Below are 13,160 nucleotides of genomic sequence, written 5' to 3'. Positions count from 1 at the left end.
CGCTGCCGACGCGGCCCCCCTCCTTCGCGAACGTCGAGTAGTAGTCGCCCGACCTCATCTCAGAAGTCCCAACCGTCGTCCTCGGCCGCGTCCTTGACGGGCTCGGGGGAGGCGAAGGACTCGCCGACCATGCCGGCGGTGAGCGTGGTGCCGTCGGCGGGGTCGATCAGGATGAACGAGCCGGTGCGGCGGGAGTCGGCGTAGGAGTCGACCGGCAGCGGCTCGGCGGTGCGGATCTTCACCCGGCCGATGTCGTTGGCGACGAGCCGCCCCGGGTGCGGGTGCAGGGAGAGGTCGTCGAGGGTGAGCCGGGACGGGATGTCCTTGACGATCGCCTTGACCGTGCGGGTGCCGTGCTTGAGCAGCACCCGGTGGCCGACGGTCAGCGGGGCGTCGGCGACATGGCAGACCGTGGCCTCGACGTCCTGGGTGGTCGCGGGCGCGTCCTTGCTGGGCACGATCAGATCGCCCCGCGAGACGTCGATGTCGTCCGCCAGCAGCACCGTCACCGACTGCGTGGTCCAGGCGACGTCGACCGGCTTGCCCAGCAGATCGATCCCGGTGATCTTCGTGGTCCGGCCCGACGGCAGGATCGTCACGTCCTCGCCGACACGGAGCGTACCCGCGGCGATCTGCCCCGCGTACCCCCGGTAGTCGGGGTGCTCGGCGGTCTGCGGCCGGATCACGTACTGCACGGGCAGCCGCGCGTGGCAGTGCGCCAGGTCGTGGCTGACCGGGACGGTCTCCAGGTGCTCCAGGACGGTCGGACCGCCGTACCAGTCCATGTGGGAGGACGGCTCCACCACGTTGTCGCCCTCCAGCGCCGAGATCGGGATCGCGGTGACCTCGGGGACTCCCAGCTCGGTCGCGTACGCCGTGAACTCCTCGGCGATCGCGGCGAAGACGGACTCCTGGTAGTCGACGAGGTCCATCTTGTTGACGGCCAGGACGACATGCGGGACGCGCAGCAGCGCGGCGATCGCGGCGTGCCGGCGGGTCTGCTCGACGACACCGTTGCGGGCGTCGACCAGGATCACCGTCAGCTCGGCCGTCGACGCGCCGGTGACCATGTTCCGCGTGTACTGCACATGCCCCGGGGTGTCGGCCAGGATGAACCGGCGGCGGGGCGTGGCGAAGTAGCGGTAGGCCACGTCGATGGTGATGCCCTGCTCCCGCTCGGCGCGCAGGCCGTCGGTGAGCAGTGCGAGGTCGGGGGCCTCCTGGCCGCGGTTGCGGGAGGCGTGCTCCACGGCCTCCAGCTGGTCGGCGAGGACCGACTTGGAGTCGTGCAGCAGCCGGCCGACCAGGGTGGACTTGCCGTCGTCGACGGAGCCCGCGGTGGCGAACCGCAGCAGGGTCGTGGCCGAGAGCTCCTCGGCGGTGATCGTGCTCATGACTAGAAGTACCCCTCGCGCTTGCGGTCTTCCATCGCGGCCTCGGAGAGCTTGTCGTCGGCGCGGGTGGCGCCGCGCTCGGTGAGCCGGGAGGCGGCGATCTCGGCGATCACGGCGTCCAGCGTGGTCGCGTCGGAGTCGACGGCACCCGTGCAGGACATGTCACCGACGGTCCGGTAGCGGATGAGCCGCTTCTCGACGACCTCGCTCTCGCGGGGTCCGCCCCACTCGCCGGCGGTCAGCCACATGCCGTTGCGCCGGAACACGTCACGCTCGTGCGCGAAGTAGATCTCCGGCAGTTCGATGCCCTCACGGGCGATGTACTGCCAGACGTCCAGCTCGGTCCAGTTGCTGAGCGGGAACACGCGCACGTGCTCACCGGGCGCGTGCCGGCCGTTGTAGAGGTTCCACAGCTCGGGGCGCTGTCTGCGCGGGTCCCACTGCGAGAACTCGTCGCGCAGCGAGAACACCCGCTCCTTGGCGCGCGCCTTCTCCTCGTCGCGCCGCCCGCCGCCGAAGACGGCGTCGAACTTCTCCGCCTGGATCTTCTCGGTCAGCGGCAGTGTCTGCAGAGGGTTGCGGGTGCCGTCGGGGCGCTCCTTGAGCACCCCCCGGTCGATGTAGTCCTGCACGGACGCGACATGCAGCCGCAGCCCGTGCTTCGCCACCGCGCGGTCGCGGTAGTCGATGACCTCGGGGAAGTTGTGCCCGGTGTCGACGTGCAGCAGCGCGAAGGGCACCGGCGCCGGCGTGAACGCCTTCAGCGCCAGGTGCAGCATCACGATGGAGTCCTTGCCGCCGGAGAACAGGATCACCGGCTTCTCGAACTCGCCCGCCACCTCACGGAAGATGTGCACCGCCTCGGACTCCAGCGCGTCCAGGTGCGACAGGGCGTACGGGCTGTCCGTGCCCTCGTCGACGGTCGCGACGGTCGTCATGCCAGTCCCCTCTCGGTGAGCAGCGCAAAGAGCGACGCCGCGGACTCCTGCACGGTCTGGTTCTGCGACTCGATGCGCAGATCGGGCGTCTCGGGCTCCTCGTACGGGTCGTCGACCCCGGTGAGCCCGGTGAGCTCGCCCGCCGCCTGCTTGGCGTACAGGCCCTTCACATCGCGTACGGAGCACACCTCGACCGGCGTGGCCACGTGCACCTCCAGGTAGGCGGTGCCGCCCTCCTGGTGGCGCTTGCGCACCGCGTCACGACTGTCCGCGTAGGGCGCGATCACCGGGACGAGCGCCTTCACGCCGTTACGGGCGAGCAGTTCGGCGAGGTAGCCGATGCGCTGCACATTGGTGTGCCGGTCCTCGCGGCTGAAGCCGAGGCCCGCCGAGATGAACTCGCGGATCTCGTCGCCGTCGAGGACCTCGACGCGGTGGCCCTCCGCGCGCAGCCGGCCGGCCAGCTCGTACGCGATGGTGGTCTTGCCGGCGCTCGGCAGACCCGTGAGCCAGACGGTGGCTCCGCTCGTCACGTGAGTCTCCAGATGAGTGTCAGTGGTCGTCATCAGTGCAGCCCGCACTCGGTCTTCGCCCGGCCCGCCCAGCGGCCGGCGCGCGCGTCCTCGCCCTGAAGGACCCGGCGGGTGCAGGGGGCGCAGCCGACGGAGGCGTAGCCGTCCATCAGCAGCGGGTTGGTCAGCACACCGTGCTCGGCGACGTACGCGTCCACGTCGTCCTGCGTCCAGCGGGCGATCGGCGAGATCTTGACCTTCCGCCGCTTCTCGTCCCAGCCGACGACCGGGGTGTTCGCCCGGGTCGGGGACTCGTCGCGGCGCAGCCCGGTCGCCCACGCCTGGTAGCCGGCGAGGCCCTCCTGAAGGGGCTTGACCTTGCGCAGGAAGCAGCACAGGTCGGGGTCGCGGTCGTGCAGCTTCGGCCCGTACTCGGCGTCCTGTTCGGCGACCGTCCGGCGTGGGGTGAGGGTGATGACGTTGACGTCCATCACGGCCTCGACCGCGTCGCGGGTGCCGATGGTCTCGGGGAAGTGGTAGCCGGTGTCCAGGAACACCACGTCCACGCCCTTCAGGACGCGCGAGGCGAGGTGGGCGACCACCGCGTCCTCCATGGAGGACGTCACACAGAAGGACGTCCCGAAGGTGTCCACCGCCCACTGGAGGATCTCCAGCGCGGAGGCGTCCTCCAGGTCCCGGCCCGCCTGCTCGGCGAGCTCCTTCAACTCGTCGTCGGTACGCTCTTTCTGAGCCGTCGTCATGTCTGGTCCACTCCGTTGTCGGCTCGCCGCAGCCCCCGGGCGAGCAGCCCGAGGAACTTCAGCTGGAAGGCGCGGTTGCAGGCCGCGCACTCCCAGGCGCCATGGCCCTGTTCACTGGGTCGCAGGTCCTCGTCGCCGCAGTAGGGGCAGTAGAAGGGGGCCGCGCGCTCGCTCACGACAGCGACTCCTCGCCGGCCCGGGCCACCCAGGCGGCGAACCGCTCGCCGTCCTCGCGCTCGGCCTGGAACCGCTTGAGCACGCGCTCGATGTAGTCCGGCAGCTCCTCCGACGTCACCTTCAGGCCGCGCACCTTGCGGCCGAAGCCGGCCTCCAGGCCGAGCGCGCCGCCCAGGTGCACCTGGTAGCCCTCGACCTGCTCGCCCTTGTCGTCGAGGACCAGCTGGCCCTTGAGACCGATGTCCGCGACCTGGATACGGGCGCAGGCGTTCGGGCAGCCGTTGATGTTGATGGTGAGCGGCTCGTCGAAGTCCGGGATGCGGCGCTCCAGTTCGTCGATCAGCGAGGCGCCGCGCGCCTTGGTCTCGACGATGGCGAGCTTGCAGTACTCGATGCCGGTGCAGGCCATGGTGCCGCGCCGGAACGAGGAGGGCTTGGCGGTGAGGTCCAGCGCCTCAAGGCCCTCGACGAGCGAGTCGACCTGGCCCTCCTCGACATCGAGGATGATCATCTTCTGCTCGACGGTGGTACGGACCCGGCCCGAGCCGTGCGCCTCCGCCAGCTCGGCGATCTTGGTGAGGGTGGCGCCGTCGACGCGGCCGACACGCGGGGCGAAACCGACGTAGAACCGGCCGTCCTTCTGCCGGTGCACACCGACGTGGTCGCGCCAGCGGGCGACCGGCTGGTCGGGCGCCGGGCCGTCGACCAGCTTGCGCCGCAGGTACTCGTCCTCCAGGACCTGACGGAACTTCTCCGCGCCCCAGTCGGCGACCAGGAACTTCAGCCGGGCGCGGGTGCGCAGCCGCCGGTAGCCGTAGTCACGGAAGATCGAGATGACGCCCTCGTAGACCTCGGGCACCTGGTCCAGCGGCACCCAGGCGCCGAGCCGGACGCCGATCTTGGGGTTGGTGGACAGTCCGCCACCGACCCAGAGGTCGAAGCCGGGGCCGTGCTCGGGGTGGTTCACGCCGACGAACGCGATGTCGTTGATCTCGTGCGCCACGTCGAGCAGCGGCGAGCCGGAGACCGCGGACTTGAACTTGCGGGGGAGGTTGGAGAACTCCTGGTTGCCGATGATCCGGCGGTGGATCTCCTCGATGGCCGGGGTTCCGTCGATGATCTCGTCCTCGGCGATACCGGCCACCGGCGAGCCGATGATCACGCGGGGCGTGTCACCGCACGCCTCGGTGGTGGACAGGCCGACCGCCTCCAGGCGGTTCCAGATCTCGGGCACGTCCTCGATCCGGATCCAGTGGTACTGGACGTTCTGCCGGTCGGTGATGTCGGCGGTGCCGCGCGCGAACTCCTGCGAGATCTCGCCGATCACCCGCAGCTGCTCGGTGGTGAGCCGGCCGCCGTCGATGCGGACGCGCAGCATGAAGTACTCGTCGTCCAGCTCCTCCGGCTCCAGTACGGCGGTCTTGCCGCCGTCGATGCCGGGGCGCCGCTGGGTGTACAGGCCCCACCAGCGCATCCGGCCGCGCAGGTCGTTGGGGTCGATGGAGTCGAAGCCGCGCTGGGAGTAGATCGTCTCAATGCGTGTCCGCACATTGAGACCGTCGTCGTCCTTCTTGAACTGCTCGTTGCCGTTGAGCGGGGTGAAGTGGCCCATTGCCCACTGACCCTCACCGCGATGACGGCTCACCTTGCGGCGGGGCGCGGAGGCGGCAGGATTCTGCGGGGTGGCGGCCATGGTGAATACGTCCTTCGGGACTGTCGGGACTGTCAGGACTTGGTGAACAGTCGGAAAGCGGCTCTGACCTGCGCATACGGGCGCACGGGTGCGTTCCGTGCGCATCGTCGCGCACAGGGAGGCGAAGACGGGGGGTGCGGCGGTGCTGTGGGCGTCAGCTCGCCGGACAGATGGCGCTGGACATGCGGCCGAGGTCGACGTGCCGCCGACTCACCAAGGCAATTCCAGTTCCAGGCATGACGGAAGCGTGTCACGGCGATCTGGACACAGTCCAGCTTTGTCCAAAATGTGGACACCCTTGTCCCGGCATGCGGGACAAGGGTGGTGTCGGTCACATGGCGTACCTGGGGCTTGTCTGTGCTGGTCAGCCAGGGTAGGTGCGGTCGAGCAGGGTGGACGCCATGGTCAGGCAGGATGGGCGCCGGGCCAGGGGCCGGGAGCGGCCACCTCCCGCTGCTCCTCCACCTTGGTGTCGAACAGCCGGAAGCCCCGCCGCTGGTAGTTCGCCATGGCGTGCTCACCGTCCAGGCTGCAGGTGTGCAGCCACACCCGCTTGGTCCGAGGCAGTCCCGGCCAGCGGTCCGCGAGGTCCCAGGCGCGGGCGGTGCCGTACGACAGCAGATGCCCGCCGATGCGGCGGCCCCGGAAGGCCGGGATCAGCCCGAAGTACTCGATCTCCACGACCCCGTCGTCCCGGGGGGTCAGCTCCACGTACCCCGCGGGCGTGCCCCGGTCGTAGGCCACCCAGGTCTCGACCCCCGGACGCGCCAGATGCTCCTGCCACTGCTCGTACGTCCAGCTCAGCCGGTCGATCCAGCGGACGTCACCGCCCACGGACGCGTACAGGAACCGGCTGAACTCGGGGGAGGGCACCTCGGCACGCGTGATGACGACGTCGCCGTCGGGTGCGGCGGCCGGCAGCAGGTCGGTCGGGTCGGTCTGCTCCAGGGACCAGGTGGTCACGGGGATGTTTGCCATGCCGGCCAGGGAATCATCTATTCCGCCGATCTGTCGATCGCCGCCAGCTCCAGCGCGAACAGCATCCGGCCCGACTGCGACCACACCTCCCCGGTCTCCTCCCAGTAGGACAGCGACTCCGTGCGCCCGCTCCAGCAGCGGTGCCCGTCCGAACCGCCGGGCTCGCACGTCGGGGACCGCGCCCCCTCCTCGTCCTGCCGCCACAGCGTGCCGTGCCGCTCCTTGGCACCGGCCGCGCGCGTCACGTACCAGGCGTCACCGCGGGCCAGCACCCCGCGCACCCCGGTCGCCTTCGTCTCGTACGCCTCGGTCGGCACCGCGCGCCCCGCGGCGTCCGTGGCGAGCAGCCCGGACCGCTCCGTCAGGGTGCTGAAGGAGTAGCGCCACAGCCGGGCCCGCTCGTCACCGTCCGGGAGGGTCCACTCGCCGGCGACCAGGCTGTGCGGGGTGGTGCTGCGGTCGAGCGAGACGGAGGCGGCGTACGGGGCGTCCGTGCCGCCGGCCGGCCGGTAGGCGGCGACCGCGGGCAGAACGTACCGCTCGCCGTGCGCCGACCAGCCGCCGGGCACCCGGCCCACCGCGGCGCCGAGCACCGTGGCGCGCTGGACACGGTTCAGGTCGTACACGTACAACGCCGCCCGGTCCCCGTCGTCCGCGGTGACCAGCAGCTTGTCCTGGTACCAGACCATCCCCGAGACATGCGAGCCGAGCGGCCGGTAGTCCTGGCCGCCCTCCACGGGGACGACCAGCAGCACCCAGGCGTAGGCGAGCCGGTCCGGGTCGCCCGCGTCGACGAAGGCGATGCGGGCCAGCCGGTCCGCGCCCGCGGTGCGGTCGGCGGTCGACCAGCCGGAGAGGATCACCCGGTTCGCGCCCCAGCGGCCGTCGTCGTCGGCGTCCCCGGAGGTGGTGACCGCGCCCGGCTGCCAGCCCTGGGTGTCGTCGGGGTCCCAGCAGTACGCGCGGGTGGCCGTCGGCGCCGCGGGCAGCGCCGCACGCTCGGCCGGCGCGCAGTCGTCGGCGGAGCGCAGGGTGCGGTCGGTGTCGGCCAGCACGGCCCCGACGCCGACCGGGCGGCCCATGGCCGCGGCCAGCCGGTCGAGAGCCGCGGACGGCACCGGCTCCTCCGTCAGCCGCGCCTTGTCGGCGGCGGCCGCGGAGAGCGGCTTGAGGGCCCCGGGATCGTCCGTCACCGTGGCCTGGGACGCGCTGATCATGGTGGCGGCGCCGGTCAGCGCGAGAGCGGTTCCGGCCAGGAACGCGCGCAACGCCCTGCCGCGCCTCTGCCGGCGGTGTCGGCCCCGATGCTTCATTCGTCCTCCCGAGGCGAGCCAACTGCGCCTGGTGGTCCGTACGTTGACTCAGGAACAGGTGGGGTGGCCCGTAAAGGGATGCTACGGCAGGTGACACGTGCTTCGGACGAAGACTGCGCAGATATACGGAAGACGTTCCGGCGGGGCTCGCAATGCGATAGAGGAAGCCCTTGTCAGGAGGGAGCTCTTGTCGGGAGAAAGCTCCCCGGGACCGTCAGTCGGACGCGCGGCTCCCGGTCACCGTCGGCGCCGACGAGTGCGGCAGCAGGTCGCGCGGATCGTCGGGGAGCAGCACCTCCACCTCCGTGTCCTCGCTGAAACGATACGGCCTGTGCTCCAGCAGACCCCCGAGATACCGCCGCACCCGCGACATCTCGGCCCGCACCGTCACCGTCCGGGCCGGGTCGCCGAACACCTCCCCGGCCAGGTCGGCCGCGCTGCGGCCGTCCCCGTGCACCGCCAGAAGATAGAGCAACTCCGCGTGCCGCGGGCTCAGTTCGTGCGACCAGGATCCGGCGGTCCCCGACACCGTCACCGACCAGCGGCGCGGCCGGGTCAGATCCAGCACGATCCGGGTGGCGCCGGGCGCCGGCGGCTCGTCGACGGCCCGGATCAGCCAGCCCCCGTCCATCGGCTCCACCGAGCACATCCCCAGCGCCGGCAGCCACCGGCGGCCCGGCATCGGCGGCTTGGGCAGCGCGATCCGGTTCGTGTACGGCATCCCGCTGACGGCGGCCGTCCAGCCGTCCCGGTCCACCACCGCGGCCCGCCCGCCGAGCCGCGCCAGCACCGGCGCCGCCACCGCCCGCAGCCGCTCCAGCGCGCCCAGATGCCGCTCACGCAGCCGGGCCTCGGCCAGCTTGGCCACCGAGTCGACCCAGGCGAGCGTGGCCGGGTGCATCGTCTCCAGCGGCCCGCTGACATCGACCACCCCGAGCAGCCGGCCGTCCCGCGGATCGGTGATCGGGGCGCCCGCGCAGGTCCACGTGGTTTGCGAGCGCACGAAGTGCTCGGAGGCGAACACCTGGACGGGTTTGCGGACCACCGCCGGGGTGCCGATGCCGTTGGTGCCCACGGCGTCCTCACCCCAGTCCGCGCCGAGCTCGAAACCGAGCCCGTCCGCCCGGCGCAGCACCGGGGTGCAGCCTTCCCGCCACAGCACCCGGCCGTCGTCGTCGGCGACCACCATGATGTGGTGGGCCGCGTCCGCCACCGACAGCAGGCCCTCGCGGAGCACCGGGAGCACGTCCTTCAGCGGTGACGCCTCCCGGCGCCGGCGCACCTCGTCGGAGCTGAGCAGCCCCGACCGGCGGCCGTGCTCGGGGTCGATGCCCTGGCGCAGCATGCGCTCCCACGACTGCTCGATCACCGGGCGGGGCGCCACACGCGTCCGCTGCCCGGCGAGTCTGGCGTCGCGGACCTCGCTGAGCGTCCGCGCCGCCCGCGCGGCGTCGACGGCCGCGAGGTGCGCCATGTTCACGGGCGACTTCGCCACAAGGGCCTCCCGGGGAGGATGAAGCGGTCGAACAGCAGTGGTCAAGCAGAGGGGCAGCCGGATGTCAAGCCGCTCGGCCGACGCTTTCCGGTCGCGCTGGTGCGTCACATACTGCCGTCCCCGCCGGACGGAGGGACACAGTCCGGTCACACCGACAACAAGTTGCAACCCTCTGCAACCCTGGTGAACATGCCCGCGGTGATTGAAACTTGACCCACGCCGTCCCGAGCGGCGTTCCTGGCCTCGCAGGGCCAATCCCGCGGGGGTGGTGCCGTGTCGGCGCAGCACCACCCCCGCACCCTGTCCACGCAGATCACAGCGGGTCGCCCCCGGTCAGTCCACCGGTCGCGCACGGTCCACCACCGACGCCAGGTCCAAGGTGTGCGGCAAGGTCCCGAAGGCAGCCCCCGCATCCCCGCCCAGCCGGCCCGCGCAGAACGCGTCGGCGACCTCCGGGGGCGCGAACCGCACCAGCAGCGCCCCCTGCAGGACCAGCGCGAACCGCTCCGCCAGCCGCCGCGCCCGCGCCTCGGCGCCGTCCAGATCGGCCAGTTCCGTCAGCAGGTCCTTGATCGCCGCGTCCAGCCGGTGATCGGCGCCGCGCGCCTGCCCGACCTCCCGCAGATACGCGTCCAGCGCCTCGGGCTCACGCCGCAGCGCCCGCAGCACATCCAACGCCTGGACGTTGCCGGCGCCCTCCCAGATCGAGTTCAGCGGCGACTCACGCACCAGCCGGGGCAGCCCCGACTCCTCCACATAACCGTTTCCGCCCAGACACTCCGCGGCCTCCACCACCAGCGGCGCACTTCGCTTGGTCACCCAGTACTTCGCCGCCGGCACCGCGATCCGCAGCAGCGCACGCTCCTGCTCGCCCCCGTCGTCACAGGCCGCCGCGAGCCGCATGGCCAGGGTGGTGGCCGCCTCCGACTCCAGCGCCAGATCGGCCAGAACGTTACGCATCAGCGGCTTGTCGAGCAGCTTCCCGCCGAACGCCTCCCGGTACGCGCAGTGGTGCACGGCCTGGGTGACCGCCTGCCGCATCAACCCCGCCGAGCCGAGCACACAGTCCAGCCGGGTGGCCGCGACCATGCCGATGATGGTCCGCACCCCGCGCCCCTCCGCACCGACCCGGCGCGCCCACGTCCCGTCGAACTCCACCTCCGCTGAGGCGTTCGACCGGTTGCCCAGCTTGTCCTTCAGCCGCTGCAGCAGGAACGGGTTGCGCGTACCGTCGTCCAGCACCCGCGGCACCAGAAAACAGGTCAGCCCCTCCGGGGCCCGGGCCAGCACCAGGAAGCCGTCCGACATCGGCGCCGAGCAGAACCACTTGTGCCCGGTCAGCACATACGCCCCGTCCTCAGCGAGCGGCCGCGCCGTCGTCGTGTTCGCCCGGACGTCGCTGCCGCCCTGCTTCTCCGTCATACCCATCCCGAACAGCGCCCCGGCCTTCTGCCGGGCGGGCCGCAGCTGCCGCTCGTACAGCGTCGACGTCAGCCGGGGCTCCCACTCGGCGGCCAGCTCCGGCTCCGCGCGCAGGGCCGGCACGGCCGCGTGCGTCATCGACAGCGGACAGCAGGTCCCCGCCTCCACCTGCGTCCACACCAGGAACCCGGCGGCCCGCCGCACCTGCCCCCCGGGCCGCGCCCAGGCCGCCGTCAGCCCCGCCCCGACCCCCTTGCCGAGCAGCCGGTGCCAGGCCGGATGGAACTCCACCTCGTCGACCCGCCGCCCGTAGCGGTCGTGGGTGCGCAGCCGCGGCGGACACTGCTCGGCCTGCACCGCCCACTCCTGGAGCTGCGCCGACCCGGCGGCCCGGCCCAGCGCCGACAGCTCGCCGTGCGCCTCGTCCAGCAGCGCCGGGTCGAGATGCCGCTCGACCGCCGCGACCAGGGCGCGGTCGGCACCGTACACGTCGTGTCCGACGAGGGGAGGGGGCTGGTTGGTCACGGTGTGCGTGCTGCCTGCCATACCGCGAACCTACCTCGCCGCCGTCCCCGCCGGGGATGAGCGCACCCTCGTACGGCGGATACCTTTATGGCGTGCAGCCAGCAAGTCAGTCACCCGAGCAACCGGGGAGCCCCTCCGGGCGTCTCCACCGGGCGCGTGCCCTCTACCGCAACGTCTCCAAGCGGCGGACCGCCTGGCTGCTTCTGAAGGACACCGTCAACTCCTGTATCGAGTACCGCATCCTCGGCCTGGCCGCCGAGGCCGCGTTCTTCACCCTGCTGTCGGTGCCGCCCCTGCTGCTCAGCCTCATCGGACTGCTCGGCTACGTCGACGACTGGACCGGCACCGACACCATCACCAGCCTGGAGAACAACCTCCTGGAGGCGTCCCGCACGGTCCTGTCCGACAAGGGCGTCCAGCAGATCGCGCAACCCATCCTCGACGACGTGATGAAGGGCGGCCGGCCCGACGTCATCTCCATAGGGTTCCTGTTCGCCCTGTGGTCCGGCTCGCGCGCCGTCAACGTCTTCATCGACACCATCACCGTCATGTACGGCCTCGACGGCGTCCGCGGCATCGTCAAGACCCGCCTGGTCGCCTTCCTCCTCTTCATCGCCGCGCTGCTGATCGGCTCCGTCGCGCTGCCGCTGATGGTGGCCGGACCGGACGCCGTGGTGCGGATCGTGCCGTGGTCGGCGACCCTCGTCCAGGTCCTGTACTGGCCGGTCGTCCTCGTGCTGTCGGTCGCCTTCCTCACGACCCTCTACCACGTCTCCGTACCGGTGCGCTCCCCGTGGATCGAGGACGTGCCGGGCGCGTTGGTCGCCCTCGGCATGTGGGTGCTGGGCAGCTTCCTGCTCCGCATCTACCTCCGCAACACCGTCGAGGGCGCCACGATCTACGGCTCGCTGGCCGCCGCCGTCGCCGTCCTGCTGTGGATCGGTGTGTCCGCGTTCGCCGTGCTGGTCGGGGCCGCCGTCAACGCCGCGATCGACCGCGTCTGGCCGGCCGCCGCGACCGCCGCCGCCCGTGCCGCCAACGAGCGGCTGCGGCAGGAGGAGGCCGCCGAGTACGTCGCCCGCATGGCCGCCGCCCGCTCCCACGAGGACGAGGACCCCGACGACCCCGACATGCCGTCCGAGTTCCCCGAGCGCTGGTCCCGCTTCCTGCCACCGGAGGACGTCACGGGCCGGTTGCGGACGACGGCCAAGACCTCCCCGAAGGGGCAGGGCGAGGACGAGGCGCGGGGGGAGAAGTAGCCGCGCGGGCACGCCGCCGGCCGGTCAGCCCGCCGCTTGCCGGAGGCCGTCGAGGATGAGGTCCAGTCCGAAGACGAACTCGTCGCCGTAGGCGTACCCGGGACGCATCACGTGAGCGGTCGCGATCTCGGTCAGGTAGGGGTACTCGCCGTCGCCGAAACCGCTCACGATGGACTCCGCCAGCTCGGTGGTCTGCTCCGGGGTGTCGAAGGGCAAGGTCTTCTCCTGCAGGGCGAACCCGTAGATGTAGCTGTCCAGGACCGAGACGGCATGCGCGGTCAGCGTGAGGGAGAACCCGCCCTGACGCAGGCAGCCGAGAACGGCGTCGTGGTGACGCAGGGTGGCGGGGCCCGGAGTGGACCGTGACTCCATCAGCCCGATCGCCCAGCGGTGGCGGGACAGCACCTGGCGCATGGAGAGGGCCCGCTGCCGCATCGCCTGTCGCCAGTCGTCGCCCGGCGCGGGGAGTTCGACCTCGCCGAAGACCAGGTCGACCATGCCGTCGAGCAGGTCCTCCTTGTTGGCCACGTGGTTGTACAGGGACATCGCCTCGACTCCGACGGCCTCGCCGAGCTTGCGCATGCTGAGCGTCTCCAGGCCGCCGGTGTCGGCGAGCTCGACGGCAGCGCGCAGCACCCGCTGCCGGGTGAGCGTCTCGCGGGTCGGCTGAGGGGTCGTACGTCGGGTCACTGT

Annotated in this window: 13 protein-coding genes; 1 reads left to right on the top strand and 12 read right to left on the bottom strand. The window is 71.5% G+C overall.

Annotated elements, in window-relative coordinates:
• Positions 1–59 precede the first annotated feature (59 nt).
• The 11 genes from ACH5AC_RS13935 to ACH5AC_RS13885 form a co-directional block, all read right to left on the bottom strand.
• The gene (locus ACH5AC_RS13935) at positions 60–1,394 is read right to left on the bottom strand and encodes a sulfate adenylyltransferase subunit 1 (RefSeq protein WP_398861977.1); all 1,335 of its coding nucleotides are present in this window, start codon (positions 1,392–1,394) and stop codon (positions 60–62) included.
• A gap of 2 nt (positions 1,395–1,396) precedes the next feature.
• Positions 1,397–2,332: a sulfate adenylyltransferase subunit CysD gene (cysD, locus tag ACH5AC_RS13930; RefSeq protein ID WP_398861976.1), complete on the bottom strand. Its 936-nt coding sequence runs from the start codon at positions 2,330–2,332 to the stop codon at positions 1,397–1,399.
• Positions 2,329–2,865, bottom strand: coding sequence for an adenylyl-sulfate kinase (cysC, locus tag ACH5AC_RS13925; protein ID WP_398861975.1), 537 nt, complete (start codon positions 2,863–2,865; stop codon positions 2,329–2,331). Before cysC ends, cysD begins: the two co-directional genes overlap by 4 nt.
• A gap of 32 nt (positions 2,866–2,897) precedes the next feature.
• The gene (locus ACH5AC_RS13920) at positions 2,898–3,605 is read right to left on the bottom strand and encodes a phosphoadenylyl-sulfate reductase (protein ID WP_398861974.1); all 708 of its coding nucleotides are present in this window, start codon (positions 3,603–3,605) and stop codon (positions 2,898–2,900) included.
• A complete protein-coding gene (locus ACH5AC_RS13915; RefSeq protein ID WP_398861973.1) occupies positions 3,602–3,781 on the bottom strand; it encodes a hypothetical protein in 180 nt (59 codons plus the stop codon). Before ACH5AC_RS13915 ends, ACH5AC_RS13920 begins: the two co-directional genes overlap by 4 nt.
• Positions 3,778–5,475: a nitrite/sulfite reductase gene (locus ACH5AC_RS13910; RefSeq protein ID WP_398861972.1), complete on the bottom strand. Its 1,698-nt coding sequence runs from the start codon at positions 5,473–5,475 to the stop codon at positions 3,778–3,780. Before ACH5AC_RS13910 ends, ACH5AC_RS13915 begins: the two co-directional genes overlap by 4 nt.
• A gap of 154 nt (positions 5,476–5,629) precedes the next feature.
• Entirely contained in the window at positions 5,630–5,713 is an 84-nt protein-coding gene (locus ACH5AC_RS13905) for a putative leader peptide (protein WP_310739661.1), read from the bottom strand.
• Positions 5,714–5,880: 167 nt separating this feature from the next.
• Positions 5,881–6,453: a GNAT family N-acetyltransferase gene (locus tag ACH5AC_RS13900; RefSeq protein ID WP_398861971.1), complete on the bottom strand. Its 573-nt coding sequence runs from the start codon at positions 6,451–6,453 to the stop codon at positions 5,881–5,883.
• Positions 6,454–6,470: 17 nt separating this feature from the next.
• Positions 6,471–7,766, bottom strand: coding sequence for a hypothetical protein (locus tag ACH5AC_RS13895; protein WP_398861970.1), 1,296 nt, complete (start codon positions 7,764–7,766; stop codon positions 6,471–6,473).
• Between the two features lie 214 nt (positions 7,767–7,980).
• On the bottom strand, positions 7,981–9,240 hold the full coding sequence (locus tag ACH5AC_RS13890; protein WP_398862218.1) for a GAF domain-containing protein: 1,260 nt from the start codon (positions 9,238–9,240) through the stop codon (positions 7,981–7,983).
• A gap of 354 nt (positions 9,241–9,594) precedes the next feature.
• Entirely contained in the window at positions 9,595–11,229 is a 1,635-nt protein-coding gene (locus ACH5AC_RS13885; RefSeq protein ID WP_398861969.1) for an acyl-CoA dehydrogenase family protein, read from the bottom strand.
• 71 nt (positions 11,230–11,300) lie between these two features.
• Here ACH5AC_RS13885 and ACH5AC_RS13880 point away from each other — a divergent pair, with 71 nt between their 5' ends.
• Entirely contained in the window at positions 11,301–12,467 is a 1,167-nt protein-coding gene (locus tag ACH5AC_RS13880; protein WP_398861968.1) for a YihY/virulence factor BrkB family protein, read from the top strand.
• Between the two features lie 24 nt (positions 12,468–12,491).
• Here ACH5AC_RS13880 and ACH5AC_RS13875 read toward each other — a convergent pair whose 3' ends face one another.
• The gene (locus ACH5AC_RS13875) at positions 12,492–13,157 is read right to left on the bottom strand and encodes a TetR/AcrR family transcriptional regulator (protein WP_398861967.1); all 666 of its coding nucleotides are present in this window, start codon (positions 13,155–13,157) and stop codon (positions 12,492–12,494) included.
• Positions 13,158–13,160: the final 3 nt, after the last annotated feature.

The sequence above is a fragment of the Streptomyces sp. NPDC018693 genome (assembly GCF_044391385.1).
Classification (GTDB): Bacteria; Actinomycetota; Actinomycetes; order Streptomycetales; family Streptomycetaceae; genus Streptomyces.
This window is presented reverse-complemented; position numbering and strand designations above follow the sequence as displayed.

Bases quoted from the DNA above. Each gene is read 5' to 3' on its own strand.
- ACH5AC_RS13920 (WP_398861974.1), bottom strand. From the start codon at position 3,605: ATGACGACGGCTCAGAAAGAGCGTACCGACGACGAGTTGAAGGAGCTC.
- ACH5AC_RS13910 (WP_398861972.1), bottom strand. From the start codon at position 5,475: ATGGCCGCCACCCCGCAGAATCCTGCCGCCTCCGCGCCCCGCCGCAAG.
- ACH5AC_RS13890 (WP_398862218.1), bottom strand. From the start codon at position 9,240: ATGGCGCACCTCGCGGCCGTCGACGCCGCGCGGGCGGCGCGGACGCTC.
- ACH5AC_RS13895 (WP_398861970.1), bottom strand. From the start codon at position 7,766: ATGAAGCATCGGGGCCGACACCGCCGGCAGAGGCGCGGCAGGGCGTTG.
- ACH5AC_RS13885 (WP_398861969.1), bottom strand. From the start codon at position 11,229: ATGGCAGGCAGCACGCACACCGTGACCAACCAGCCCCCTCCCCTCGTC.
- ACH5AC_RS13905 (WP_310739661.1), bottom strand. From the start codon at position 5,713: ATGCCTGGAACTGGAATTGCCTTGGTGAGTCGGCGGCACGTCGACCTC.
- ACH5AC_RS13900 (WP_398861971.1), bottom strand. From the start codon at position 6,453: ATGGCAAACATCCCCGTGACCACCTGGTCCCTGGAGCAGACCGACCCG.
- ACH5AC_RS13935 (WP_398861977.1), bottom strand. From the start codon at position 1,394: ATGAGCACGATCACCGCCGAGGAGCTCTCGGCCACGACCCTGCTGCGG.
- cysD (WP_398861976.1), bottom strand. From the start codon at position 2,332: ATGACGACCGTCGCGACCGTCGACGAGGGCACGGACAGCCCGTACGCC.